The 23,425-nt window shown below is 62.3% G+C and carries 24 protein-coding genes; 15 read left to right on the top strand and 9 right to left on the bottom strand.

Translation table 11 applies throughout. The features are described from left to right. Positions 1-18: 18 nt before the first annotated feature. On the top strand, positions 19-576 hold the full coding sequence (gene pyrE / locus ACNPN0_RS08100; RefSeq protein WP_181149089.1) for an orotate phosphoribosyltransferase: 558 nt from the start codon (positions 19-21) through the stop codon (positions 574-576). 81 nt (positions 577-657) lie between these two features. Here the strand turns inward: pyrE and ACNPN0_RS08095 are convergent, their stop codons facing one another. Continuing rightward, positions 658-1,728 carry a LacI family DNA-binding transcriptional regulator gene (locus ACNPN0_RS08095; RefSeq protein WP_448938069.1) on the bottom strand — a complete coding sequence of 357 codons (1,071 nt, stop codon included), beginning with the start codon at positions 1,726-1,728 and terminating at the stop codon, positions 658-660. A gap of 216 nt (positions 1,729-1,944) precedes the next feature. Between ACNPN0_RS08095 and ACNPN0_RS08090 the strand changes: the two genes are divergently transcribed. From ACNPN0_RS08090 to ACNPN0_RS08075, 4 genes are read left to right on the top strand one after another with little or no spacing between them, the layout of a single operon-like run. Then, positions 1,945-3,243 carry an ABC transporter substrate-binding protein gene (locus ACNPN0_RS08090; RefSeq protein ID WP_448938014.1) on the top strand — a complete coding sequence of 433 codons (1,299 nt, stop codon included), beginning with the start codon at positions 1,945-1,947 and terminating at the stop codon, positions 3,241-3,243. 8 nt (positions 3,244-3,251) lie between these two features. Continuing rightward, positions 3,252-4,289, top strand: coding sequence for a carbohydrate ABC transporter permease (locus ACNPN0_RS08085; protein ID WP_448938015.1), 1,038 nt, complete (start codon positions 3,252-3,254; stop codon positions 4,287-4,289). Next, positions 4,286-5,173: a carbohydrate ABC transporter permease gene (locus ACNPN0_RS08080; RefSeq protein WP_105657897.1), complete on the top strand. Its 888-nt coding sequence runs from the start codon at positions 4,286-4,288 to the stop codon at positions 5,171-5,173. The genes ACNPN0_RS08085 and ACNPN0_RS08080 overlap by 4 nt, the downstream gene beginning before the upstream one ends. Before the next feature lie 46 nt (positions 5,174-5,219). Then, positions 5,220-7,550, top strand: a complete 2,331-nt coding sequence (locus ACNPN0_RS08075; RefSeq protein WP_332595176.1) for a glycoside hydrolase family 3 N-terminal domain-containing protein — start codon at positions 5,220-5,222, stop codon at positions 7,548-7,550. A 3-nt stretch (positions 7,551-7,553) separates the two neighbouring features. Here ACNPN0_RS08075 and ACNPN0_RS08070 read toward each other — a convergent pair whose 3' ends face one another. The 4 genes from ACNPN0_RS08070 to ACNPN0_RS08055 all read right to left on the bottom strand — a co-directional run bounded on the left by ACNPN0_RS08070 (position 7,554) and on the right by ACNPN0_RS08055 (position 10,597). Next, a complete protein-coding gene (locus ACNPN0_RS08070) occupies positions 7,554-8,279 on the bottom strand; it encodes an ABC transporter permease (protein ID WP_448938016.1) in 726 nt (241 codons plus the stop codon). Next, the gene (locus ACNPN0_RS08065; protein ID WP_448938070.1) at positions 8,276-9,001 is read right to left on the bottom strand and encodes an ABC transporter ATP-binding protein; all 726 of its coding nucleotides are present in this window, start codon (positions 8,999-9,001) and stop codon (positions 8,276-8,278) included. Before ACNPN0_RS08065 ends, ACNPN0_RS08070 begins: the two co-directional genes overlap by 4 nt. Before the next feature lie 35 nt (positions 9,002-9,036). Further along, entirely contained in the window at positions 9,037-9,675 is a 639-nt protein-coding gene (locus ACNPN0_RS08060) for a TetR/AcrR family transcriptional regulator (protein ID WP_448938017.1), read from the bottom strand. Between the two features lie 79 nt (positions 9,676-9,754). Further along, positions 9,755-10,597 (bottom strand): HAD-IIA family hydrolase, encoded by an 843-nt coding sequence (locus tag ACNPN0_RS08055; RefSeq protein WP_105657902.1) that lies wholly within the window; start codon positions 10,595-10,597, stop codon positions 9,755-9,757. A gap of 139 nt (positions 10,598-10,736) precedes the next feature. Here ACNPN0_RS08055 and ACNPN0_RS08050 point away from each other — a divergent pair, with 139 nt between their 5' ends. The 6 genes from ACNPN0_RS08050 to ACNPN0_RS08025 all read left to right on the top strand — a co-directional run bounded on the left by ACNPN0_RS08050 (position 10,737) and on the right by ACNPN0_RS08025 (position 16,286). Beyond that, on the top strand, positions 10,737-11,393 hold the full coding sequence (locus tag ACNPN0_RS08050; protein WP_105657903.1) for a TrmH family RNA methyltransferase: 657 nt from the start codon (positions 10,737-10,739) through the stop codon (positions 11,391-11,393). 237 nt (positions 11,394-11,630) lie between these two features. After that, on the top strand, positions 11,631-12,875 hold the full coding sequence (locus ACNPN0_RS08045) for a peptidoglycan DD-metalloendopeptidase family protein (protein ID WP_448938018.1): 1,245 nt from the start codon (positions 11,631-11,633) through the stop codon (positions 12,873-12,875). A gap of 196 nt (positions 12,876-13,071) precedes the next feature. Further along, positions 13,072-14,094 (top strand): class II fructose-bisphosphate aldolase, encoded by a 1,023-nt coding sequence (gene fbaA / locus ACNPN0_RS08040; protein ID WP_105657905.1) that lies wholly within the window; start codon positions 13,072-13,074, stop codon positions 14,092-14,094. A gap of 2 nt (positions 14,095-14,096) precedes the next feature. Further along, positions 14,097-14,513: a DUF3151 domain-containing protein gene (locus ACNPN0_RS08035; protein ID WP_448938019.1), complete on the top strand. Its 417-nt coding sequence runs from the start codon at positions 14,097-14,099 to the stop codon at positions 14,511-14,513. 286 nt (positions 14,514-14,799) lie between these two features. Next, complete coding sequence (locus ACNPN0_RS08030; protein WP_448938020.1) at positions 14,800-15,468, top strand: DUF4956 domain-containing protein; 669 nt, start codon at positions 14,800-14,802, stop codon at positions 15,466-15,468. After that, positions 15,468-16,286, top strand: coding sequence for a polyphosphate polymerase domain-containing protein (locus tag ACNPN0_RS08025; RefSeq protein WP_448938021.1), 819 nt, complete (start codon positions 15,468-15,470; stop codon positions 16,284-16,286). Before ACNPN0_RS08030 ends, ACNPN0_RS08025 begins: the two co-directional genes overlap by 1 nt. Before the next feature lie 18 nt (positions 16,287-16,304). On the opposite strand, the gene ACNPN0_RS08020 is transcribed toward ACNPN0_RS08025, so the two are convergent. The 4 genes from ACNPN0_RS08020 to ACNPN0_RS08005 all read right to left on the bottom strand — a co-directional run bounded on the left by ACNPN0_RS08020 (position 16,305) and on the right by ACNPN0_RS08005 (position 19,364). Beyond that, entirely contained in the window at positions 16,305-16,973 is a 669-nt protein-coding gene (locus tag ACNPN0_RS08020; RefSeq protein WP_448938022.1) for a response regulator transcription factor, read from the bottom strand. After that, positions 16,970-18,457 (bottom strand): sensor histidine kinase, encoded by a 1,488-nt coding sequence (locus ACNPN0_RS08015; protein ID WP_448938023.1) that lies wholly within the window; start codon positions 18,455-18,457, stop codon positions 16,970-16,972. Before ACNPN0_RS08015 ends, ACNPN0_RS08020 begins: the two co-directional genes overlap by 4 nt. Further along, positions 18,411-18,842, bottom strand: a complete 432-nt coding sequence (locus ACNPN0_RS08010) for a hypothetical protein (RefSeq protein ID WP_448938024.1) — start codon at positions 18,840-18,842, stop codon at positions 18,411-18,413. Before ACNPN0_RS08010 ends, ACNPN0_RS08015 begins: the two co-directional genes overlap by 47 nt. 72 nt (positions 18,843-18,914) lie before the next feature. Next, positions 18,915-19,364 (bottom strand): Lrp/AsnC family transcriptional regulator, encoded by a 450-nt coding sequence (locus ACNPN0_RS08005; RefSeq protein ID WP_448938025.1) that lies wholly within the window; start codon positions 19,362-19,364, stop codon positions 18,915-18,917. A 163-nt stretch (positions 19,365-19,527) separates the two neighbouring features. Here ACNPN0_RS08005 and kynU point away from each other — a divergent pair, with 163 nt between their 5' ends. From kynU to ACNPN0_RS07985, 4 genes are all read left to right on the top strand, one after another. Beyond that, positions 19,528-20,808: a kynureninase gene (gene kynU, locus ACNPN0_RS08000; RefSeq protein ID WP_448938026.1), complete on the top strand. Its 1,281-nt coding sequence runs from the start codon at positions 19,528-19,530 to the stop codon at positions 20,806-20,808. A 123-nt stretch (positions 20,809-20,931) separates the two neighbouring features. After that, positions 20,932-22,314, top strand: a complete 1,383-nt coding sequence (locus tag ACNPN0_RS07995) for an amino acid permease (RefSeq protein ID WP_448938027.1) — start codon at positions 20,932-20,934, stop codon at positions 22,312-22,314. Positions 22,315-22,420: 106 nt separating this feature from the next. Continuing rightward, positions 22,421-23,044 carry a thymidine kinase gene (locus tag ACNPN0_RS07990; protein WP_105658007.1) on the top strand — a complete coding sequence of 208 codons (624 nt, stop codon included), beginning with the start codon at positions 22,421-22,423 and terminating at the stop codon, positions 23,042-23,044. Positions 23,045-23,141: 97 nt separating this feature from the next. After that, a partial coding sequence (locus ACNPN0_RS07985) for a hypothetical protein (RefSeq protein ID WP_448938879.1) occupies positions 23,142-23,425 on the top strand: 284 nt, incomplete at its 3' end.

Here is a 23,425-nt window from a genome sequence, read left to right as displayed (position 1 = left end):
CCGACTAGAATCGAGGGTATGAGCGAAACCAGCGCCCGTGAGCGACTAAAAGAACTGATCCAAGAACTAGCCATTGTGCGCGGCAAGGTCACCTTGTCCTCGGGCAAGGAAGCTGATTACTACATCGATCTGCGCCGTGTAACCCTGCACCAGGAAGCCTCGGGCTTGGTTGGCGAAGTCATGCTTGGCTTGCTGGACGAAGCCAAGCTGGAATTCACCAATGTGGGCGGCTTGACCATGGGCGCTGACCCGGTGGGCACCGCCATCATGCACACCGCCCGGGCCAAGGACCGCGCCATCGACGCCTTCGTGGTCCGCAAGGCGCAGAAGTCCTACGGCATGGGCCGCCAGGTCGAGGGCCCGAGCGTCGAAGGCCGCGATGTCATCGTGCTCGAGGATACTTCCACCACCGGCGGTTCGGCGCTGACCGCTGTCGAGGGCGTGCGCAAGGCCGGCGGCAACGTGATTGCCGTGGCCGTGATCGTTGACCGCGACACCGGAGCCAAGGAACGCATCGAAGAAGAAGCCGGCGTTCCGTACCTGTTCGCCTACGGCAAGAACGAGCTGGGCCTGTAGCCGGCAAGCGATTCCCTGCACAGCACCTCGTTGCCCACCGGAGAATTCCCGGTGCGCGGCGGGGTGCTCTGCTTTTCCCGGCTAGCGGCTGCGCGCGGGGCCCGTGGTCTCGCGCGGGACGAGCACGGCAGGCAGGTGGCCGGGGGAGCGGACGTCCTCGCCCGCAAGCAGGCCCAGCAGCATGTTCACGGCCTGGGCGCCCATCTCATGCAGCGGCTGGCGCACGGTGCTCAGCGGGGGAGAGGACTGTGCCGCGGCCGGGATGTCATCGAAGCCGATGATCGAAAGATCGCCGGGAACCTGCAGCCCGCGCTCGCCGGCCACCTGCAAGGCGGCCAGGGCCGAGAGGTCATTGGCCGCGAAGATCGCCGTGGGCGGCTGGGGCAGGTCCAGCAGGTCATGGGCGGCCTGCACCGCGGCATCATGCTGGTAATCGCCATCGTGCGACAGCTGCCCATCGAATTCCACGCCGGCCTCTTCCAGCGCTTGGCGGTAGCCCTGCTCGCGCAGGTGCGCGGAAGCCAGGTCCCCGCGCCCGCGGATGTGCCCGATGCGGCGATGGCCCAGATCCAGCAGGTGCCGGGTGGCCGTATAGGCCCCGGAGCGGTTGTCCACGTCGATGGCGATCGGCATTTCCGGACCGGCATGCGGGTCAATGGCGACGACCGGCACCGAGCTGTGCGGGACTTCCACGGTGGGGGTGACGATGATGGCGCCGTCGATCAGCGTTCCGCCCAAGCGGGACAGGGAGCGGCGTTCCCAGCCGGCATGCCCCTCGGGGGAAAGGTTGCCCGCGTAGGCCATCAAATCGTATTGGGTTCCGCGCAGGGTCGCGGAGATGCCGTTGAGCAGGCCCAGCGAAAAGGGCTCGAACTCCGCCACCAGGATGCCGATGATGTTGGTGCGGGTGCTGCGCAGCGAGGAGGCGACCAGCGAAGTCTCGTAGCCCAGTTCGCTGATGACCTGGTGGACCTTGGCGATGGTGGCCGGGGCGACCCCGTAGCGGCCGTTGACGACCTTCGAGACGGTGGAGACGGAGACCTGCGCGGCGCGCGCGACGTCGTTGATGGTCACGCGTGCGCTGGAAGGCTCGCCGGGGATCTGCGGCTGCTGGGCATTGGCGATCCCGGGGATTCCGGTCTGAGGGGTCATCACGTCACTAACAGTAGCGCAAAATACTCCGGAATTCCGTGACTTCACGGGGGCATGACGATCGATTGCGGATCTTTCGACAACGTTTTCGCAATGGATTTCGAAAACGTTATCGAAAACGATTGACATGACCTGCGTCACGGTGCAATTCTTGGTGGAGCCAATCGCCTGCCGTCCGATGCCGGCAGGTCTTCATCACAGCTGAGGAGCACGAGCATGTTTTCCAAGATCCGAGGTGCGCAGATTCTGGCGCTGGCCGCCACGACTGCCCTGTTGGCCACCGGCTGCGCCGCCGATGCAGGCCAGGAAGGGACGTCGGCAGACGGAACCACCACCATCACCTGGTGGCACAACTCCAATAACGGCGACGGCAAGGCCTACTACGAACAGGTTGCAGCCGACTTCGAAGCCGCCCATGAAGGGGTGGAGGTCGAAGTCAGCGCCATGCAGCACGAGGACATGCTCACCAAGCTCGATGCGGCCTTCCAGAGCGGCGACGCCCCGGATGTCTACATGGAACGTGGTGGCGGGGAGCTCGCAGCCCACGTGGCCGCCGGGCTGACCAAGGACCTGACCGAGGCGGCCTCCGAGGAAATCGCCTTCCTCGGCGAGAACGCCGGCGGCTGGCAGCTCGATGGCAAGACCTACGCCTTGCCGTTCTCGCTGGGCGGCGCGGGGTTCTGGTACAACAAGGCGCTGTTCAAGGAAGCGGGCATCGACTCGGCCCCGCAGACCTTCGATGAACTGATTGCGGCCACCGGGAAGCTGAAGCAGGCCGGCATCGACCCGATTTCCATCGGCGCGGGCGACAAATGGCCGGCAGCCCACTACTGGTACTACGCGGCAGTGCGCGAATGCTCCCAGCAGACCCTGGCCGATTCGGTCGCCAATCTCGATTTCAGCGACCAGTGCTTCACCAAGGCCGGGGAAGACGTGGACCAGCTGATCAAATCCGAGCCATTCAATCCGGGCTTCCTCTCTACCCCGGCGCAGTCCGGCCCCACCTCCGCTTCGGGCCTGCTGGCCACCGGAAAGGTAGCCATGGAATTGGCTGGCCACTGGGAGCCAGGGGTCATGCAGGGCCTGACCGAAGACGGCACTGGCATGGGGGAAGACACCGGATGGTTCCCCTTCCCTGCCATTGAGGGCGGCCAGGGCGACCCGGCCGCGCAGCTTGGCGGAGGCGACGCCTGGGCAGTTTCCGAAGGCGCCCCCGACGCGGCGGTGGACTTCGTGAAGCACATGCTCTCCGACGAGGTCCAGCGCGGTTTCGCCGAGCTGGACATGGGCCTGCCGACCAACCCGGCAGCCAAGGACGCGATCTCGGATCCGGCATTGGCTTCGCTGATGGACGTGCGCGACAAGGCGCCATATTTCCAGCTGTACTTCGACACCTCGTTCGGCGCCTCCATTGGCGGGGCCATGAACGACGAGATCGCCCTGCTCTTCGCCGGCAAATCCGACGCGCAGAAGATCGTCGACGCCAGCCAAGATGCCGCTGACCTGGAGAAGTGATCCACGCCGTGGCCCCAGAAGTAACCTACGCAGCCAGTCCGCCAGCCAGCGGTGGCCCAGGGCTTTCCGAAAGGCGGCGTTCCACGCCAAGCGGACTGCCGCCTGCCGGTGCCAAGCGCACGCGCAAGCCCGCGCAGCGGCGCAAGAACCTGGAGATCCTGTTCTTCGTCAGCCCGGCATTGCTGCTGATCGCGGTCTTCATGCTGGTCCCCGTCATCCAGGCCGTGCGCTTCTCGATGTACAACTGGAAGGGCTTCGGCCCGCTGGTGGACTTCGTGGGCTTCAAGAATTACGTCCGGGTGCTGGGCAACGAGGTGTTCACCGATGCCCTGGTCCATAACCTGGTCATCATCGGCGGCTCCATCGCCCTGCAGCTGCCGATCGGCCTGGGCATCGCCCTGCTGCTGAACCGGAAGATGAAGATCCAGTCCCTGCTGCGCACCATCATCTTCGTGCCCTACGTGCTGTCCGAAGTCATCGCCGGGGTGGTCTGGTTCCAGCTGCTGCAGCCGCAGTACGGGGTGATCGACACCATCTTGTCCAAGCTGGGAATCCAGGGGCCGGCCCAGGGCTGGCTGGGCACTCCGGAACTCGCCTTGTGGACCGTGCTGGCCGTGCTGACCTGGAAGTATCTTGGCCTGGCGGTGATCCTGTTCCTTGCCGGGCTGCAGGGGGTGCCGTCCGAGCTCTACGAAGCGGGGGAAATCGACGGTGCCTCCTGGTGGCAGATCCAGCGCAAGATCACCATCCCGCTGCTGGGCCCCACCCTGCGCACCTGGGGCTTCTTGTCCATGATCGGCTCGCTGCAGCTCTTCGACATGGTCTGGATCCTCACCGGCGGCGGACCGGCCAACGCCACCACCACGATGGCCAGCTTCCTGGTTTCGGAAGGAACCAAGCGCCAGAACTTCGGGATCGCCGCGGCCGCCTCGGTCATCTTGTTCATCGTCGCCCTGGCCCTGGCCATCTCCTACCAGCAGTTCATCCTCAAGCGGGATTCGCAGCCCGATGACGAGCGCACGAAGCGGAAGAAGGCCAAAGCATGAGCGCCACTCTGGCTACCAGGCCCCAGCACACCCCCGCCCAGGCAAAACGCGCCAAGAAGCGCAACGGCCGGCAAGGCGGAAACGTCCTGGTCTACGCCATCGCGTTGGCGGTTGTCGCGATCACCCTGGGCCCGGTCCTCTACGGGGTGCTCGGCGGGTTCCGCACCAACGCGCAGCTGGCCGAGAACCCGGCAGGCCTTCCCGAGCCGTGGGTGCTGGAGAACTACGCGGGAGTGCTGAAGAACCCGGATTTCTGGCAGTACGCGCTGAACTCCACGATGATCGCGGTGATCACCACCATCGTCGTGGTGGTCTTCGGCATCATGGCTGCCTACCCGCTGGCCCGCTACACGTTCCGCCTGCGCGAGCCGATCTTCATGGTCTTCGTGCTCGGCTTGCTGTTCCCGGCCACCGTGGCGATTGTTCCGCTGTTCATCCTGATTACCCGGGACCTGGACATGGGCAACACCTGGTGGGGCGTCGCCCTGCCGCAGGCGGCCTTCGCGCTGCCCATGACCGTGGTCATCCTGCGCCCCTTCCTGATGGCGCTGCCCCAGGAGCTGGAAGAAGCCGCCCAGCTCGATGGCGCCAGCCGCATCGGCTTCTTCTGGAGGATCCTGCTGCCATTGTCCGGGCCGGGCATGGTCACCGTCGGCGTACTGGCCTTCGTCGGCTCGTGGAATGCCTACCTGCTGCCGTTGCTGCTGCTGCAAGGGGATATGCGCACCTTGCCGCTGGGCGTCGCCGACTACTCCAGCGAGCACTCGGCCGACACCGCCGGCGTCTTCGCGTTCACCGCGCTGGCGATGATCCCGGCACTGATCTTCTTCCTGGCCATGCAGAAGCGCATCGTCAATGGACTGCAGGGCGCAGTCAAGGGCTGATCCGCCCCCCGCAAGCAATCGAAATCTTTGAAGACAAGGAACTGCCATGAAAACCGTCGAGCAAACCTGGCACGACATCTCCCTTCCTGCCGAACAGCGCGTCGCCGCGCTCATGGATGAAATGACCCTGGAAGAGAAAGCCGGGCAGCTGGGCTCGTTCTGGATCCGCCCGGAGGAAGAAAACCAGGACGGGGAAGGCAACGTCGCGCCGATGGCCGACACCTTCACCGCAGGCCCCAGCTTCGAAACCGCCATCAAGGACGGCTTGGGGCATATCACCCGCGCCTTCGGCACCATCCCGCTGGCCCCCGCCGAAGGCCGCGAACGCCTGGTCGAGCTGCAAGAACAGGTCATTGCCGCGAACCGCCTGGGCATCCCGGCCATCGCCCACGAGGAATGCCTGACCGGCTTCACCACCCTTGGCGCGACCTGCTACCCGGCGTCCATTGCCTGGGGCGCCACCTTCAACCCGGAACTCATCGGCGGCATGGCCCGGCGCATCGGCGCCGACATGCTGAAGATGGGAGTGCACCAGGGCCTGTCCCCGGTCTTGGACGTCACCCGCGACTACCGCTGGGGCCGGGTGGAAGAGACCATGGGCGAAGACCCCCACCTGGTTGGGGAGCTGGGCGTAGCCTACGTGCGCGGCCTGCAGGACTCGGGGGTGCACGCCACCTTGAAGCACTTCGCCGGCTACGCGGCCTCGCAAGCCGGGCGCAACCACGCGCCGGTCTCCATGGGCCCCCGGGCGCTGGAAGACACGGTGTTCCCGCCGTTCGAACGCGCAGTTCGCGAGGGTGGAGTGAAGTCCGTGATGAACTCCTATGCGGACGTGGATGGCGAAGCGCCCGCTGGCAGCCACCGGCTGCTCACCGAAGTGCTGCGGGGCCGCTGGGGCTTCGCGGGAACCGTCGTGGCGGACTACTGGTCCGTCAGCTTCCTGCACAGCATGCATGAAGTGGCAGAAGACGAGGACGCCGCGGGCCGGCTGTCCCTGGAAGCCGGCATGGACGTTGAGCTCCCGGAGACCACCGCCTTCGCCAACCTGGCCCAGGCGGTCCGCGCCGGAGCGCTGGAGCAGGAAGTCCTGGACACCGCGGTGCGCCGCGTGCTGGCCCAGAAGCTGCAGATGGGCCTGCTGGATCCGGGCTGGAACCCGCGCCAGGCCTGGCTGGGCGATGACGTGGAACTGGATTCGGCCGATAACCGTGCCCATGCCCGGAAAATGGCCGAGGAATCGATCATCCTGCTGCGCAACGAGCAGATCCTGCCCTTGGCCAGCCCGGCACGCTTGGCGGTCATCGGGCCCAGCGCCTCCCAGCCGCGCACCCACCTGGGCTGCTACTCCTTCACCAACCATGTCTACTCGCGCTTCGCCGAGCAGCAGGACTACGGCGTGCCGATGGCCTCGATCCTCGAAGCCTTGCAGCAGGCTCCCGCGCTCGCCGGATCGCAGATCGAGTATGCCCGTGGCGTGGACTTCACCGATCTGGATGATTCGGGCATCGCCCAGGCGGTCCAGGCCGCCCGCAACGCCGAAGTCGCGGTGGTTGCCGTTGGCGACCTCGCCGGACTCTTCGGCCGTGGCACCTCGGGGGAGGGCTGCGACGTCGTCGACCTGCGCCTGCCCGGGCGGCAGGGGGATCTGGTGGAAGCCGTGCTGGCCACGGGGACCCCGACGGTGCTGGTGCTGGTCACCGGGCGTCCGTATTCGCTGGGGCAATTCGCTGATCGCACCGCGGCGATCATCCAGTGCTTCATGCCCGGGGTGGAAGGCGGGCCGGCACTGGCTGGCGTGCTGACCGGCGAGGTCAACCCCTCGGGCAAGCTGCCGGTGCAGATCCCCGACCATATCGGCGGGCAGCCGGGCACCTACTTGGCTTCCAAGCTGGCGTGGCATTCAGAAGGCGTAACCAACCTCGATCCGCGTCCGCTCTACCCCTTCGGCTACGGCAGCTCCTACACCAGCTTCGAGATCTCCGGGCTGGAACTGCCGGAAACTGAAATCGCTGCCGACGGCACCATTCGGGTCAGTGCCACCGTGGCCAATACCGGAGCGCGCTCCGGCGCCGAAGTGGTGCAGCTGTACCTGGCTGACGCGGTGTCGCAGGTGGTGCGCCCGCGCCGCTGGCTGGCCGGCTTCGCCAAGGTGCAGCTTGAGGCAGGGGAGTCGAAGCGCGTGGCTTTCACCGTGCATGCTGACCGGACCTCGTTCACCGGGCTGTCCGGGAAGCGCATTGTGGAACCGGGCAAGTTCACCGCGCTGGTGGGAACCAGCAGCGAGGACCTGCCACTGCAGGCCGAGTTCCGGATCACCGGCAAGGTGCGCGAAGTGGCCGAGGGCCGCGTGCTGGACACCCCGGTGGACATCGCGTAGCCGCTAGGCGGTGCGCCGCCGCAGGGTCAGGGAACCGACGATCAGCGCGGCGGTGATCCAGGCGGCGATGACCAGCATGCTGCTTGCCGTCGCCGAATCCACTGTTCCCGCCGCGGCATCCGAGAGGGCGTCGATGGCGTGGGACAGCGGAAGCCAGTCGCCGATGGCCTCCAGCGCGCCGGGCAGCTGCTCGCGGGGAAGGATGATTCCGGACAGCAGGAACTGCGGGATGACCAGCGCCGGCATGAACTGAACCACCTGGAATTCGGTGCGTGCGAAGGCGCTGGCCATCAGGCCGAGGCTGATGCCCAGCAGCGCGTCGAGGGCGGCCACCGCAAACAGCAGCCAGAAACTGCCTTCGATCTCCAAGCCGCAAACCCAGATGGCGAAACTGACCGCGATCATGGTCTGGAGGATCGCAACCAGGGTGAACGCCAGCGCGTAGCCGAAGATGAATTCGCCCTTGGCCAGCGGCATGCTCAGCAGGCGCTCAAGGGTTCCGCTGCGCCGCTCGCGCAGTGTTGCGATGCTGGTTACCAGGAACATGACCACGAATGGGAACAAGGCGATCATTGCCGGGCCAATGCGGCTGAAGGCCGGGGTGTCGGTGAAGATCCATGCGATCAGGCCGATCAGCAGGCTGGGCACGATGAGCATCAAGGCAATGGTCCGCGGGTCATGGCGCACCTGGGCCAGGACCCTCCCGGCGGTGGCGAACGTCCGTTTCATGGCTGGTTCCCTTTTGCCGCGATCAGGGCAACGAAGGCATTTTCGGGATTGTCTGCACCGGTTGACTCCATCAATGCAGCCGGGGTCATCTGCCCGAGCAGCTTCCCCTCGCGCAGCAGCAGGATTTCATCGCAACGCATGGCTTCGTCCATGACATGGCTGGAGACGACAAGGCACAGGCCGGTGGCCGCCAACTGCGAGAACATCGCCCACAGATCCGCACGCAGCACCGGGTCCAAACCCACCGTGGGTTCATCCAGAATGACAATTTCCGGCGAGCCGAGCAGCGCGATGGCCAAGGACACCCGATTGCGCTGTCCGCCGGACAAGCCCATGGCCAGCCGGCCAGCCTGGTTCGCCAGGTCCGTGGCTTCGAGGACTCGATCCACTTCTGCTGGGGGCTGGCCGAGGATCTTGGCGAAGTAGCCGATGTTCTGCCGGACACTCAAATCGTCATAGACGCTGGCTGCCTGGGTCATATAGCCGACCCGGTTGCGCAGGGACTTGTGCCCGGCGGGTTTTCCGAGAACGGAGACTGTTCCGCTGCTGATGACCTGGTTGCCCACGATGCTTCGCAGCAAGGTGCTCTTGCCGCTGCCGCTGGGGCCGAGCAAGCCGATGATCCGTCCCGGCGCGAGCTGGAATTCCACGTGGTCCAGGACCAATGCCCTTCCGCGTCTGACGTCGAGCCGCTGCACATCGACACAAGCCGTTTTATTCATCACATAATGAATTAGGAACCTCTGCCAGCAGCATGTCAATGGTTCAACGCAGGCAATTGGCCGGTGAGGTAGCGCTGGATGGTGGGGGCCACCAGCTCGATAACCTGCTCATCATCCATGGAGGCCAAAGGCTCCAAGCCAATGATGTAGCGCGCGACAATCAGGCCGACAATCTGGCTGGCCACCAGGGCTACCCTCGGCTCGGCGCTTTCTTCCGGCAAACGCGCACCCAAGCGCGAGAAGATCTGCTCTTGCAGGAATGGACGGAGGATTTTCGCCGCGCTGCTGCTGGAGACCAAGCCCCGGATCATTGCCGTTGCAGCCGTGCGGAAAGCCGGCTTGCTCCAGGTAGCGAGCAATGCGCGAGTCAGCGCCTCGCCCATCTCCTCCAGCGGCGCTGTTGCCGCCTCGGCGATGATTTCCCCTGGATTGACGGGGATGCGCATGGTCTGGACAAACAAGTCGCTCTTGTCCTTGAAATAGTGGTGCACCAGTGCTGGATCCACCCCGGCTCGGCGCGCTACCGACCGGAGGCTGGCTGCCTCGTAGCCGGCACGGGAGAACTCCTTGGACGCGGCTTTGAGGATCGCCGCTCTAGTTGTCCCCGTGCTGCTGCCTTTGGGCCGTCCACGCTTCCGCGCGCTCGGGACCTCGTTCGGTACTTGCTCGGTCACGGTTTCAGCATACTTCCGGAATCTTGCGTCAACGCAGCAAGGCCGGGCAAAAGCCCGGCCTTGCTGAATCCGCTAGCTGCTACTTCTTGGCTGCAGGCGCTTCCGCTGCAGCGGCACCCTTGGCGAGTTCCGCGTGCAGATTCGCCACGGATGGGAACTGCAGGTCCGGGCGGAACGGGAAAGTGTCCATGTCCTCGCGGGCGGTGATGCCGGTGTAGACCAATGCGGTCAGCAATCCGGCTTCCATGCCCGCAACGATATCGGTGTCCATGCGGTCGCCGATCATTGCGGTGGTTTCCGAGTGCGCATCGATTCGGTTCAGGGCAGAACGGAACATCATTGGGTTCGGCTTGCCCACCACGTATGGCTCGCGGTTGGTTGCACGCGAGATCAAAGCCGCGATCGCACCGGTGGCTGGCATAATGCCTTCGGTGGACGGCCCGGTAGCGTCCGGGTTGGTGGCGATGAACTTCGCCCCGCCTTCGATCAGGCGGATGGCCTTGGTGATGGCTTCGAAAGAGTAGGTGCGGGTTTCACCCAGCACGACGTAGTCAGGGTTCTGGTCGGTCATGATGAACCCCGCATCATGCAGAGCAGTGGTCAAACCGGCTTCGCCAATGACGAAGGTGCGGCCGCCGGGGCGCTGGCGAGCCAGGAACTCTGCAGTGGCCATCGCGGAGGTCCAGATGTTTTCCTCCGGGACGTCCAGGCCCGAGGCCAATAGGCGGGCACGCAGATCGCGCGGGGTGTAGATGGAGTTATTGGTCAGGACCAGGAAGCGCAGGTTGTTGTCGCGCCAGTAGCTCAGCATCTCGGCGGCGCCCTTGATGGCCTGGTTCTCGTGAACCAATACGCCGTCCATGTCCGTGAGCCAGCATTTGATGTCGTGGACAGTTCGCGTACCGCGGATTGAAGTTGTCACGAGGCGTGGATCCTCCCTAGGGAAATATGTGGTGGGAGCTATCGGCACTGAAAGTATCCCGTTCTATTAAGAGATTACACAGGCGCACGCAAATGCACCGTGAACAAGGGCACGAACATAACGAACTAGGCTTAATACTGTGAACGAAGAAACGCATGAACCAGTTAATGACCCGAGCGCGCAGCATGTGATCGGAGTGGGCCCCTGGGAGGGGGAACTGCCAACCGACGGAAAATACGATCCCCAGCTGCTTGCCGAGGGCGACCGGCGCAACGTCGCGGACAAGTACCGCTACTGGACGATGGACGCCATCATTGCTGATCTTGACGAACGCCGCCACGATTTCCATATCGCCATTGAAAACTGGCAGCACGATATGAACATCGGCACCGTGGTACGCAGCGCAAACGCCTTCCTGGCCAAAGAAGTCCATATCATCGGCCGTCGCCGCTGGAATCGACGAGGCGCCATGGTTACTGATCGTTACCAGCACGTACGCCACCATGCAACGGTGGAGGAGTTCGTTGCCTGGGCTGAGGGCGAGGGGTTGACGATTCTGGGAATCGATATCTTCCCGGACTCCGTTCCACTGGAGACCTACGACCTGCCGAAGGACTGCGTGCTGGTCTTCGGGCAGGAAGGTCCGGGACTCAGCCCGGAAGTCCACGCTGCGGCCAAGGACACCTTGTCCATCGAGCAGTTCGGCTCGACTCGTTCAATCAACGCGGCATCCGCAGCCGGGATTGCCATGCATGCGTGGGTACGCAGGCACGTGTTTGGGCAAAAAGTAGGTTAACAAGAAATTTAATACTGACGAGTTTAGTCGAGCATCTGGATTAGTTATCATTTTCCGCCTACTCTGGGTTTTAGTTATGAAAACGTGATCTGGGAGAGGGCGGTCGTGAAACGACGTCATCAAGTAAACCGTGACTTGCTGTTGCCCGGGCTGCCTCGACGCAGAAGGCCATTGGTTATATGGTCCACTTCTATCGTCGCCGCGCTCGGACTGACGGGAGCCTTGGCGATCCCGATCATGGCTCAGGCCGGTGACTCCAGGCAGGGCGATATCCCTGTAGGCATCGATGCTGTGGCAGATCCATCAATGTTCAACGGACCGGTCTACGTCAGTGCAGATGCGCCGCTGAACTCATTTGGCGGTTCCGGCAAGGAGCTGGCTATTGACGGCCGTCCCGTTGGAATGCTTGATGGCGCTGACGCGGGCTCAGAAGCGTCCGGCAATGACAACGAATCCTCAGCTCTGCTTGCGGGCATGGTCGGCGAGCTCGGCAAATTGCCTGGCGACCTGCAACTGATGCACCCGGTCAAGACCCGCAGTATTTCCAGCCCTTATGGCTGGCGTGCCAACCCTACCGGTCCTGGCAACCAGATCCACATTGGCCAGGACTACCCTATTTCCTGCGGCTCGCCGGTCTACGCTTCTGAAGCTGGAACGGTGACCGTATCGGCATGGGCTGGGCACTCCGGCATGCGCGTGACTATCGACCACGGCAGCAATGTCCAGACTGGCTACAGCCACAATTCGAAGTTGATTGCCAAGGTGGGGCAGCGAGTCGAGCAGGGTGAACTGATCGCCCTGGCTGGCACTACCGGCAACTCGACCGGTTGCCACGTGCACTTCGAGGTCATCATCGACGGCCGTTGGCATGATCCGCGCAACTACCTGCCAACCATTCCGGGCCAGCGCCAGGCGATGATTAATTCGCAGCGGCTGACAGTCAATGCGGGCAGTGCTCCCAAGGGCAACGGGTCCCGGGTTCCTGATCGGGCTCCAAGCGGCCCGGATCCAGACGTCATTGTCCCCGAGGATGACACTCCAAGCATCCCACGGCCGAAGCCAAGCCCATCGGAGTCGCAGCGCCCGTCGCCGAGCGAGAGTGAAAGTCCGAGCGGTTCGCAGTCTCCAGATGGTTCACAGAGCCCGGACGGTTCGAAGAGCCCTGATAGCTCGAAGAGCCCAGATAGTTCCAAGAGCCCTGACGATTCGAAGAGTCCAGACGCTACGAAGAGTCCAGACGCTACGAAGAGTCCAGGCGCTACGGACGGACCCGAAGATCCGGTTGCCACTGATGAGGTGGAGGCTCCAGCTCCAGGGCCGACGAAGTCAGATCCTGCGCCAAAGACGGATTCGTCGAAGTCGGCCTCGACCGGAACTGAAACTCCGGCGGCTTCCAAGAGCTCTGCATCAGTGCCCAGCACCACGACCAAGACACAGCTAGCTCCGTCGGGAAGCACCTCTGTAAGCGCAACAACCGAATAGAGAACGTAAAAAGCCAGCGGCCAACCATAATGAGACAAGCTCTCATCTGGGTTGGCCGTTTGCTTTGCGGTAAACCGCGGAATTCCCCGTGTCACGATACGAGATTTAGGGCTTAGTTAGTGACATAGCCGATAGGATGGATGGCGAACCGCCGTCAATGGAGACGCGTAACCTCGCTAATCACCAGGAGTGAAGCATGCCTATCGCAACCCCCGATAAGTACAATGCAATGATCGATGCCGCCAAGGCAGGCGGCTACGCCTTCCCAGCAGTGAACGTGACCAGCTCGCAGACTCTGAACGCCGCAATTCGCGGCTTCGCAGAGGCTGAATCCGACGGCATCATCCAGGTCTCCACCGGCGGCGCCGCATACTGGTCTGGTGCATCCATCAAGGATATGGTTACCGGCTCGCTGGGCTTCGCGGCCTTCGCGCGCCAGGTTGCCAAGAACTACGGCGTGAACATCGCCTTGCACACCGACCACTGCCCAGCGGACAAGCTGGACGGTTTCGTGTTGCCGCTGCTGGCCGCTTCGGAGGCTGAAGTCGCTGCAGGCCGCGATCCATTCTTCAACTCCCACATGTGGGACGGCTCGGCTGAGACCCTCGAAGAGAACCTGCGTATTGCTGCTGAACTGCTGCCACGCACCGCTGCCGCGAAGCAGATCCTCGAAGTTGAAATCGGTGCCGTGGGCGGCGAAGAAGATGGCGTCGAGAACGCGATCAACGACAAGCTGTACAGCACCGTCGAAGATGCCTTGGCTACCATCGAGGCTTTGGGCGCCGGTGAAAAGGGACGCTACATCACCGCGCTGACCTTCGGCAACGTCCACGGCGTTTACAAGCCAGGCAACGTAAAGCTGCGCCCAGAGATCCTGAAGGATATCCAGGCCCAGGTTGGTGCCAAAATCGGCAAGGCTAACCCATTCGATCTCGTATTCCACGGCGGATCGGGCTCCTCCGAGCAGGAAATCGCTGACGCTGTTGCCTACGGCGTGATCAAGATGAACATCGACACCGACACCCAGTACGCATTCACCCGTCCGGTCGCAGGCCACATGCTGGGCAACTACGATGGCGTGCTGAAGATCGACGGCGAAGTTGGCAACAAGAAGACCTATGACCCGCGCGTTTGGGGCGCCAAGGCTGAAGAGTCCATGGCTGCCCGCATCGTTGAAGCTGCCCAGCAGCTAGGCTCGGCCGGAAAGTCGCTGAAGTAACCATGGTCGGAGAAAACCTGCTGGGTATCCCGGAAACCCTGCTTCCGGAAGAAACCGAAGTGCTGGCACGCTATGAAGCCGGTGATGAAGCCACGGACTTGGCGGCAAAATTCCCTGCCTCGTCACTGGTTTGGGCGCTGCTTGCCAACGAAGCGCACAGTGAGGGCCGCGTAGTGGAGTCGTACGCGTTCGCACGAGTTGGCTACCACCGAGGCTTGGACTCGCTGCGCAAAGCCGGCTGGCGCGGACAGGGCCCTGTGCCTTGGCGCCATGAGCCAAACCGAGGCTTCCTTCGCTCGCTCTATGCGCTGGGCCGTGCGGCCGCAGCCATCGGCGAGACTGAAGAAGTCGACCGCATCGGCAAGTTCCTGAACGATTCGGATTCGACGGCCAAGACTGAAATCGAAGCTGGCAAGTAAGCGATACTCCAACAGGTAACGGCGGCTATTCTCGCAAAGAGAATAGCCGCCGTTAGCTGTTTAACGCTTCGAGGGCATGCTCAAGAATAAAGAGAACTCGGGTGCGCGGAAGCTGAGTAGAACCAGCCAGACGGCACCCTCTCCGTCAGCAGAAGGCAAACATGCAAGTCAAGACCTATTCAGTAACATGAGGGCGTTCTCATGTTGTTCTACTTTTGGACTCATTTAGTTCACCTAGAGTTCATTTAGAAGGGATCATCACTTCACACTTTTGAAAGGGATAGCAATGTTGTCATTCTGGACGGGACTAGCCTCAAACGTCATCGGCATTACGGTTCTGGTGTACTTCGTATACTTCCGCCGCCACTTCCGCCGCGACCTCGTGCTCGCATATATCGCCTTGAGCATGGGAATCTTCGCGGTCACCTTGCTGCTTTCAGGCAGCGGCGCAGGCATGGGGCTGGGGCTGGGGCTCTTCGGCATCCTCTCAATCATTCGCCTTCGCTCAGACACGCTGACCCAGGAAGAAGTCGCCTACTACTTCATTTCGCTGGCCATTGGTTTGGTCAACGGCCTGCACCCGGATCCGGCATGGTTGGCTCCGTCGGCCACCGCAGCCCTCGTGCTAGTCATGTTCCTGGCGGATCACCCGAGCTTCGCTCCGCGCACCGAGCGCCAGACTGTGACCCTAGAACGTGCCTACCCGAAGAAGACGGATCTGCAGGCCGCATTGGAAGATCTGCTGGATGCCAAGGTGCTGCGAACAGTAGTTGTCGAGCTGGATATGGTTCGCGATCTGACCATCGTTGATGTCCGCTTCCGTACCAACATTGCCGGAGGCAAGTCCACTGCTAAGGCCAGCGCATCCGAGACCTTCTCCGGCACTTATGAATTGGCGAACAGCCAGTCTGCACCGGCAGCGCAGAACGGAGCCAAGCAGGAGACGTGGTCCTGATGACGACGTTTGCGGCCAAGGGCACGGACCTGGTCGTCTCCCAGGCGCGAGCCGCTCTTGAAGAAGCCGTCATCGGCCGGGAACCAATCAGTCTCGAAGACGTGATTTCCGAAGCCGCGCTGCAGACCCGAGTCGACAAGAAGTTCCTGCTGGCCCCAGAAGAGTTCACGGCATTATCCGAGCGCTTGGGCGATCAATTCAAGATCATGCAGATCGATGGCCTGCGCACCTTCCGCTACGAATCGGTGTATTTCGATACCGAGGACTACGACCAGTACCGCGCCCACCGCCAGGGACGGCGCCGGCGATACAAGGTGCGCTCCCGCACTTATGCTGACACCGGGCTGTCGATGTTCGAGATCAAGACCAAGGGGCTTCGCGGCTCGACGGTGAAGCACCGCGTCGAGCAGGATCTGTACAGCGCCGGCGAGCTGACCGAAGAGAACCTCGAGTTCCTGGAATCGGTCCTGCGCAGCGAATACGGGCAGGACGTGCCCCAACTGCAACCTGTGCTGGACAGTTCCTACCGGCGTGCAACTTTCGTGAACCCCATCGATGGCGAACGGCTGACCTGCGACGTGGAACTGGAATACGCCAACGGCGATTCGAGGGTTGACGGACCGGACCTGGTTGTCGTGGAGACCAAGTCCGCTGATGGCCGGGGTGCGTCGGACCAGGCCTTGGCCGAGCTGGGCATCCGAGAGGTATCGATGTCCAAGTATTGCATCGGCATTGCACTGCTGAACCCGCAGCTGCCAGCCAATCGCTGGAGCCGTTTGCTCCAGCAGAGCTTCGTTCCGGACCCGACGTTGCGCTAGATTCCGTGCAGGATTCGGCTAGCGCTCGGCGGCGAGTCGGTAGCCGAATCCGCGTACCGTCTCAAAACGTTCCGAGCCGAGCTTGTTGCGCAGGTAGCGGACATACACATCCACCACGTTGGAGCCTGGATCGAAATCATAGCCCCAGACCCGCGAAAGCAACTGCTCGCGGCTGAGCACTTGGCCGGGGTTGCGCAAGAAGGCTTCGGCCAGCGCGAATTCACGCGCGGAAAGGTCGACTTCGCGCTCATTGACCGTCACCCGGCGGCGCAGCAGGTCCATGTTCAGGTCTTCGTGGGCCAGAGAGGAAACCTCGGGTGCGTTGTCCTCGGCGCGCAGGCGCAAGCGCACCCGCGCCAGCAACTCATCGAAGTGGAATGGCTTGGCCATGTAGTCATCGGCGCCGTTCTGCAGGCCGGCTACCGTGTCTTCCACGCTGCCGCGTGCGGTCAGGATGATCACCGGAGTATCGATCTGCGCGGCGCGCAGACGCCGCAATACCGAGAAGCCGTCTTCATCCGGCAGGCCGAGGTCGAGGATGATCAGCTCATGGTCACCGTCAATGGCCTGGGTGAAGCCATTATGCCCGGTTTCTGCGATGGATGAGGTCAATCCCGCAGCACGCAGCCCCTTGGCTACGAACGAACTGATTCGCGGTTCATCTTCAATGATCAGTATCTGGCTCATGCTTCCTTGCTTCCAGTCGTCAACGGCATGTCAATGTAGAACGTCGAACCCTTGCCATGTTCCGAGTTCACCCACACGCGTCCGCCGTGGGTCTCCGCTATGGCCTGCACGATGTTCAGCCCCAAGCCGGACCCCGAAGAACGAACAGAGTTCTGGCCCCGTCCAAAGCGCTCGAAAATACGTTCAAGATCTTCAGCCTGGATGCCCACGCCCGCATCGGATACCCACCAGCGCAAGGTGGTGTTGCCATGCCCATCGCGCACAATCTCGTTGCCCAAGCCGATACGGCTATCCGCAGCAGAGAACTTCACCGCGTTGGCGCAGAGCTGCAACATGGCTTGGGTGGTCCGGATCGGGTCGAGAGCCACGGTGGCCTCGGTGCGGTAGTCCACGCGCCACTGGCGAGGCCCCAGGCCGCGGGCCTTGTCGAGGATGTCGTCAAGCAGCTTGCCGACTTCTGCCGGCTCCACCTGGAGAAAATCCGTGCGGTTGGACTTTGCCAGGGTGACTAGGTCATTGATGAGCAAGGACATGCGCCCGAGCTCGTCCATGGCGATATCGCGGCTCTGGGCAACGTCGTCCGGATCGTTGGGATCCATCAATTCCAGATGCCCGTTGATGATAGTCACCGGCGTGCGCAGTTCGTGCCCGACATCATCGAGCAGCTGGCGCTGGGAGCTGAGCGCGCCTTCAAGGCGGTCCAGCATTTCGTTGACGGTGACCGTCAGTTCGGCGAATTCGTCATTTCCGGAAACTTCAATGCGCTGGGATACGTCGGTCTCCGAGATCTGCTGCGCGGTAGTTTGCAGGCGGCGGATCGGGTCGAGCATTCGGCCAACCACAAGCCAGGCGGCCAGCGCGGCCACGAGCATGACCGAGGCGCCGACGGCACCATAGATCATGAAGTTGCGGTCGTTGGCGATGGCCTCGGCAGAGTAGTCGTAGGCCAGCACGAACGCGCCATGCTCGTGGTCTGCAGGAAGGCTAACCGGAACAACGACGGCACGGTAGGTCGTGATGTCCGTGTCGACCGTTCCCAAACGGATATGGTTGGCATCCTGGATGCTTCTGGCCCATTCGAGGAATTCCGGATCATCTTCCAGGCGGGTGTTGACGATATCCGGTGCGGTCCAACGCACCTCGTCACCGACCAGGGAGAGCATGCCCTGCTTCGGGGAGGGCAAGGTGCGCTGCATTGCTATGTAGAGCAGGTCTTCAGCGTGCTTGAAGCGTTCCATGGTGCGCGGATCAACACCGGTTTCGGTGAGAACTTCGAATTCCTTGACGGTGCGAGTCAATGACTCATCCAAGCGCTCATTGAGTTCGTGGCGTTGTACCCCGAAGCTTGCCGTACCCGCTGCCAGCAAGGCCAAGCCAACCAGGAGCATCATCCCGGTCAGAACTCGGGCCCGGATGGACCACCGGCGTTCCGGCGCTCTAGTCGTCATCGTCATCGTCGTCGTCATCGTCTTCGTAGTCGTCATCGTCGTCATCGTCGTCGTACTGGGTGCCCGATGGAGGCAGCGGGACAACGGTCTTCTTTGGCGGTGCTGGTGCTGGAGGTTTCGGCTTGGGCTTCGGTGTCGGGGTAGCGCTGGGCTTGGGCTTTTCCGAGGTTGTCGGCTTGGCAGAGGTGCTCGGGCTGGAGGACGGCTTTTGGGATTCAGCCGCCGAGGAAGAAGGTGAAGAGGAAGGAGTGCCAGGTATGCCGATTGTCGGGGAAGGAGTCACTTCTTCGAAGATGAACCCTTCACCGAGGTCCCGGTCCGCCGGGCCTTCCAAGGCTTGGCTGATTCCGAACGCGCCAAGAAAAACGACTGCGATGACAGCGATCGTCGCAAAGACGCGGCGCAAAGCTTCCTTTCCCATGTTTTTCATTGTGGCTGAAATAAATGAGATATAGATGAGAGAAGCCGCTAGATGACGAAATGCCGGTCTTTGCTAAGCCAGATGCTCGAAGATAATTACCGTCTGGGTGGATGAGAACGCGCGGTTGGAACCCAAATGCGCGGCCACGAATGCCCGCAGGTCTTCGATGCTTCGGGTAGCCACCCGCACCAGCAAATCCGGTGAGCCGCCAAGAACAAAGACTTCCTTGACTTCGGCAAGCTTCTTGAGCTGATGCGCTGAGGAAAGCAAGCGGTCCCGGGCCGTGGACGAGACCACGACGGAGATCATGGCGTTGACGGCAACACCAAGAAGACGCTCATTGATCGCGGCATGGTAACCGGTGATCACCCCCGCCTTGGAGAGTGCTTTCACCCGGCCCAAGCAGGTCGATGGCGCCAAGCCGACTGTGGCAGCCAAGACGTTGTTGGCAATTCGAGCATCCTTGCTCAACTCGGTGAGAATGGACAGATCCGTTTCGTCGACGCGAACAGGATTCGGCATGGCATCGCCTTGAACCGTCCATAATGAACCTGCCACGGTCAATCAACTCAATTCTTTGGGAAAGTTTGGATCTGGTCGCACTATATCGAACTAGATTCTACGATGGATGCACCATGGAGAACGGAAGTCCTCCCGCTTTGATCTTGGCCGAACAGGAGATCCAATGACCACGGAACTGACCCGAGAGTCCCTTGCCCAATTGGACGCGGCAGACCCGCTGGTGGCCTTTGGCGACCGCTTCAACCTCCCGGAAGGCGTCATCTACCTCGATGGCAACTCATTGGGCGCGTTGCCGAAGGGTGCAGCCGAACGCGCCGCCCAGGTGGTGACCGAAGAATGGGGCCAGGGCCTGATCCGTTCCTGGAACACCGCCGGCTGGTTCGAGATGCCGCTGAAGCTCGGCGACAAGCTGGGGCGGTTGCTGGGCGCGAACCCCAGCGAGACTGCGATCACCGATACTACCACGCTGAATCTGTTCAAGGCCTTGGCCTCGGCACTGCGCACGCAGAAGGCCGATGCCCCGCAGCGCCGGGTGATTCTCACCGAACGAGACAATTTCCCCACGGACATCTATATCGCCGAGGGGTTGGCCGACCTGGTCAACTCGCTCTCGCAGGAAACCGGTGTGGCCTATGAGGTGAAGCTCATCGATGGAGAGTCCTCGCTGCGCGCTGCACTGGACGGAACTGTCGCCGTGGTGGCTCTGTCGCATGTGAACTACCGCACCGGATCGATGTGGGACATGGGCGAGACCACTGCAGCCATCCACGGCTCCGGAGCCCTGGTGGTCTGGGATCTGGCCCATGCCGCAGGTGCAGTACCGATTGACCTGAATGCCGCAGATGCAGACTATGCCGTGGGCTGCACCTACAAGTACCTCAACGGCGGCCCGGGCTCTCCGGCTTTCATCTGGGTCAATGCCCGCCACCATGAACGTTTCTGGCAGCCGCTGTCCGGCTGGTGGTCGCACAAATCGCCCTTCGAGATGGCTGGCAGCTACACTCCAGCAAATGACATTCGCCGCTTCATGTGCGGTACCCAGCCGGTTACTTCACTGGCCATGATCGAGGTCGGCCTGGATATCGCGCTGGAAGCGGACATGGACAAGGTGCGCGCCAACTCGCTGGAGCTGGTGGACCTGTTCATCGAGCTGGTTGAAACCCGCTGCGCCGGCTACGGCCTGGAACTGGTGACTCCACGCGAACATGCTGCTCGCGGCAGCCACGTCAGCTTCCGCCATGAGCATGGGTACGAAATCATCGCTGCGCTCATTGACCAGGGCGTTATCGGGGACTACCGCGAACCGGAAGTCCTGCGCTTTGGCATCACCCCGCTGTACCTGACGCGTACCGATATCTGGGATGCCGTGGAGAAACTGCGTGAAATTCTGCACACCAATGCCTGGCAGCGCGAAGAGTACGCCGTGCGTAATGCCGTGACATAACGCAAATTCCGCCGCTTTCGGGTCTTGGTGCGCCGAAGCCGGCGAATCTGCGCGAGAGTACCCTTAACAGCAGCACGGCATTTTCGATGCCGTGCTGTTCGCATAGGTCTAAAGGGAGCATCGTTGGGCAAGCAGCCGGTACGCGCCACTGAAGTCGGTTCGGGTTTGAAGAAGTCGCTGACTCCTGGGCAGATGTCCATGATCGCGTTGGGCAGTGCCATCGGCACCGGTCTTTTCGCGGGCAGCAAGCTCGCCATCGCCATGGCCGGCCCCTCGGTGATCATCAGCTACCTCATTGGCGGGGTCGTCGCCTTGCTGGTTATGGGCGCATTGGCGGAAATGACCGTCAAGCAGCCGGTGGCCGGTTCCTTCGGGGTCTACGCCGAACGCTATCTTGGACGTTTCGCCGGGTACCTGACCAAGTACCTGTACTGGTCGGCGCTGATCTTCGCTGTGGGCACCGAAGTCAGCGCGGTAGGCGAGTACATGCAGTACTGGTTCCCCGAGATTCCAGGGCTGGTTTGGGTCCTTGTCTTCTCGGCCGCGCTTTTGGGCGTGAACTTCTCCAGCGTGAAGATCTTCGGAACCACCGAATACTGGTTCTCCGCGATCAAGGTCTTCGCGGTGGTCGCGTTCATCATCATTGCCCTTTGGCTGGTGTTCCACGACCCCAATGACCAATACGGGTTCCATAACTACTCGGCCGAAGGCGGCTTCTTCTCCAATGGCCTGTTCGGCATGTGGACCGCTGTCATCGTGGCGATCTTCTCCTACATGGGCATCGAGGCGATCTCCATTGCCGCCGCAGAAGCAAAGAACCCCAAGATTGCCGTACGCAAGGCCTTCAAGGTCTCCTTCCTGCGCTTGCTGCTCTTCTACGTGTTCACCATGGCCCTGATCCTCGCGGTGGCGCCCACCAGCGAACTGCTGGCCGGAGGATCGCCATTTGTCACTGTGATGTCCCAGATGGGTATCCCGTTCGCCGATTCGGTACTGAACTTCGTGCTCATCATTGCCGCGCTCTCGGCCATGAACGCCCAGCTCTATGCGGCAACCCGCATGCTGCATTCGCTGGCTGATTCCGGGCACGCGCCGCGCCTGGCACACCGGACCAACAGCGCGGGCGCTCCTATCCACGCGGTGTGGATGTCTGCCGGAGGCATCGCCGTGGCAGCACTGGTCTACGCGCTGGTTCCGGAGGGAGGCTTCGGCATCATGATGTCGCTGGCTACTTTCGGTGCCCTGGCGACGTGGTTCATGATCCTGGTGACCCACGTGTCCTTCCGCCGCCAGGTGCGCCTGGACCGGGCCGTCCTGGAATACAAGCTGCCAGGCTATCCGGCCGCGTCGATTCTCGGCTCGGTACTGCTCGGCGGCCTGCTGGTGACCTCGTTCTTCGTGCCGGAATTCAAGTACACCCTGATCTTCGGTGTTCCCTTCGTCATCGTGATGTCGGTGCTCTACAGGCTGGTTTTCGCCGGCAAGAAACAGCCTGCGGTGAAATAGCAGGGCAATCGTCCGCGGCGCCGGTTCGCTGGCGATCCGCGGCGCGGGCACTAAGATCTTAAGGGGCCTGCCAGTTGGCAGGCACCGCAACTTTCGAGGAGCAATGGTGGCCAAGCTGTATTTCCGCTACGGAGCGATGAACTCGGGCAAATCCACGAGCTTGCTGCAGGCTGCCTTCAACTACGAAGAACGCGGCCAGCGTATCCTGCTGGCCAAGCCGGGAGTCGACACCAAGGGCGAGAAATCAATCGTTTCCCGCCTGGGAATTGAACGGGAAGTCGACTTCAGCGTGGGGCCGGAAGAGAACCTCCGCGAGAAGTTCGCGGCCCATTGCCTCGGCGATGACCCTGATGCCTTGCTGCCGCATGTGGATGCGCCGCCGGTAGCCTGCCTGCTGGTCGACGAGGTGCAATTCCTCTCCCGCACCCAGGTCGATGATCTGCTGCGCATCGCCGTGCTCGATGATGTCCCGGTGCTCGCCTACGGTATCCGTACCGACTTCCGCACCCGCGCCTTCCCGGGGTCGGCACGCTTGATGGAACTGGCGCATTCGCTTGAAGAGCTGAAGACCATCTGCCGTTGCGGGCGCAAGGCCATGTTCAATACCCGCAGATCGGGTGACCACATTGTTTTTGATGGAGACCAGGTCGCCATCGACGGTGAAGAGGTCTGGTACGAGTCGCTGTGCGCTGCCTGCTATCTGGAAGCATCCGGCGGCAAGCTGAGCTAGCTCAGCAGCCTTTCGGACCGGCAGCCAGCGGCCGGTCTGCCCAGTGGCGGCTAGTCCGGTAGCAGTCGGGTACCGCGTTGCGCCGATAGGCAAGACCATGCGCGCACCGATCGATGCGCTCCTGTGCCGGACAGTGAAACATATGCCCGGCATCGGACAAGCGCGGGCACGATACGACCAGCTCGAAGAGCAGAATGGAAAATCATCCCCCTGGCCTTGCCTCCGGCTCATCAGGATCCCTCGAAGGCGCAAGACCCATTTCGGAAAGAACGGCCTGCGTCCGGCCGCAAGCACATGCCAGCGGTTCCAGGAGGGAGCCGTGAACAAGGAATTGACGCATGATGCTATCGAGCAAGGGCGTGCTGCGTGCCATGGCAGTGC

Source organism: Glutamicibacter sp. AGC84, assembly GCF_053543575.1.
The sequence above is the reverse complement of the archived record's forward strand: the minus strand, read 5'-3'. Positions and strand labels throughout refer to the sequence as shown.

Excerpts from the sequence above, each read along its gene's own strand:
- pyrE (WP_181149089.1), top strand. The coding sequence starts at position 19 with ATGAGCGAAACCAGCGCCCGTGAGCGACTAAAAGAACTGATCCAAGAA.
- ACNPN0_RS08095 (WP_448938069.1), bottom strand. The coding sequence starts at position 1,728 with ATGACCCCTCAGACCGGAATCCCCGGGATCGCCAATGCCCAGCAGCCG.
- ACNPN0_RS08090 (WP_448938014.1), top strand. The coding sequence starts at position 1,945 with ATGTTTTCCAAGATCCGAGGTGCGCAGATTCTGGCGCTGGCCGCCACG.
- ACNPN0_RS08080 (WP_105657897.1), top strand. The coding sequence starts at position 4,286 with ATGAGCGCCACTCTGGCTACCAGGCCCCAGCACACCCCCGCCCAGGCA.
- ACNPN0_RS08075 (WP_332595176.1), top strand. The coding sequence starts at position 5,220 with ATGAAAACCGTCGAGCAAACCTGGCACGACATCTCCCTTCCTGCCGAA.
- ACNPN0_RS08070 (WP_448938016.1), bottom strand. The coding sequence starts at position 8,279 with ATGAAACGGACGTTCGCCACCGCCGGGAGGGTCCTGGCCCAGGTGCGC.
- ACNPN0_RS08065 (WP_448938070.1), bottom strand. The coding sequence starts at position 9,001 with ATGAATAAAACGGCTTGTGTCGATGTGCAGCGGCTCGACGTCAGACGC.
- ACNPN0_RS08045 (WP_448938018.1), top strand. The coding sequence starts at position 11,631 with ATGGCTCAGGCCGGTGACTCCAGGCAGGGCGATATCCCTGTAGGCATC.
- fbaA (WP_105657905.1), top strand. The coding sequence starts at position 13,072 with ATGCCTATCGCAACCCCCGATAAGTACAATGCAATGATCGATGCCGCC.
- ACNPN0_RS08035 (WP_448938019.1), top strand. The coding sequence starts at position 14,097 with ATGGTCGGAGAAAACCTGCTGGGTATCCCGGAAACCCTGCTTCCGGAA.
- ACNPN0_RS08030 (WP_448938020.1), top strand. The coding sequence starts at position 14,800 with ATGTTGTCATTCTGGACGGGACTAGCCTCAAACGTCATCGGCATTACG.
- ACNPN0_RS08025 (WP_448938021.1), top strand. The coding sequence starts at position 15,468 with ATGACGACGTTTGCGGCCAAGGGCACGGACCTGGTCGTCTCCCAGGCG.
- ACNPN0_RS08020 (WP_448938022.1), bottom strand. The coding sequence starts at position 16,973 with ATGAGCCAGATACTGATCATTGAAGATGAACCGCGAATCAGTTCGTTC.
- ACNPN0_RS08015 (WP_448938023.1), bottom strand. The coding sequence starts at position 18,457 with ATGACGACTACGAAGACGATGACGACGACGATGACGATGACGACTAGA.
- ACNPN0_RS08010 (WP_448938024.1), bottom strand. The coding sequence starts at position 18,842 with ATGGGAAAGGAAGCTTTGCGCCGCGTCTTTGCGACGATCGCTGTCATC.
- ACNPN0_RS08005 (WP_448938025.1), bottom strand. The coding sequence starts at position 19,364 with ATGCCGAATCCTGTTCGCGTCGACGAAACGGATCTGTCCATTCTCACC.
- kynU (WP_448938026.1), top strand. The coding sequence starts at position 19,528 with ATGACCACGGAACTGACCCGAGAGTCCCTTGCCCAATTGGACGCGGCA.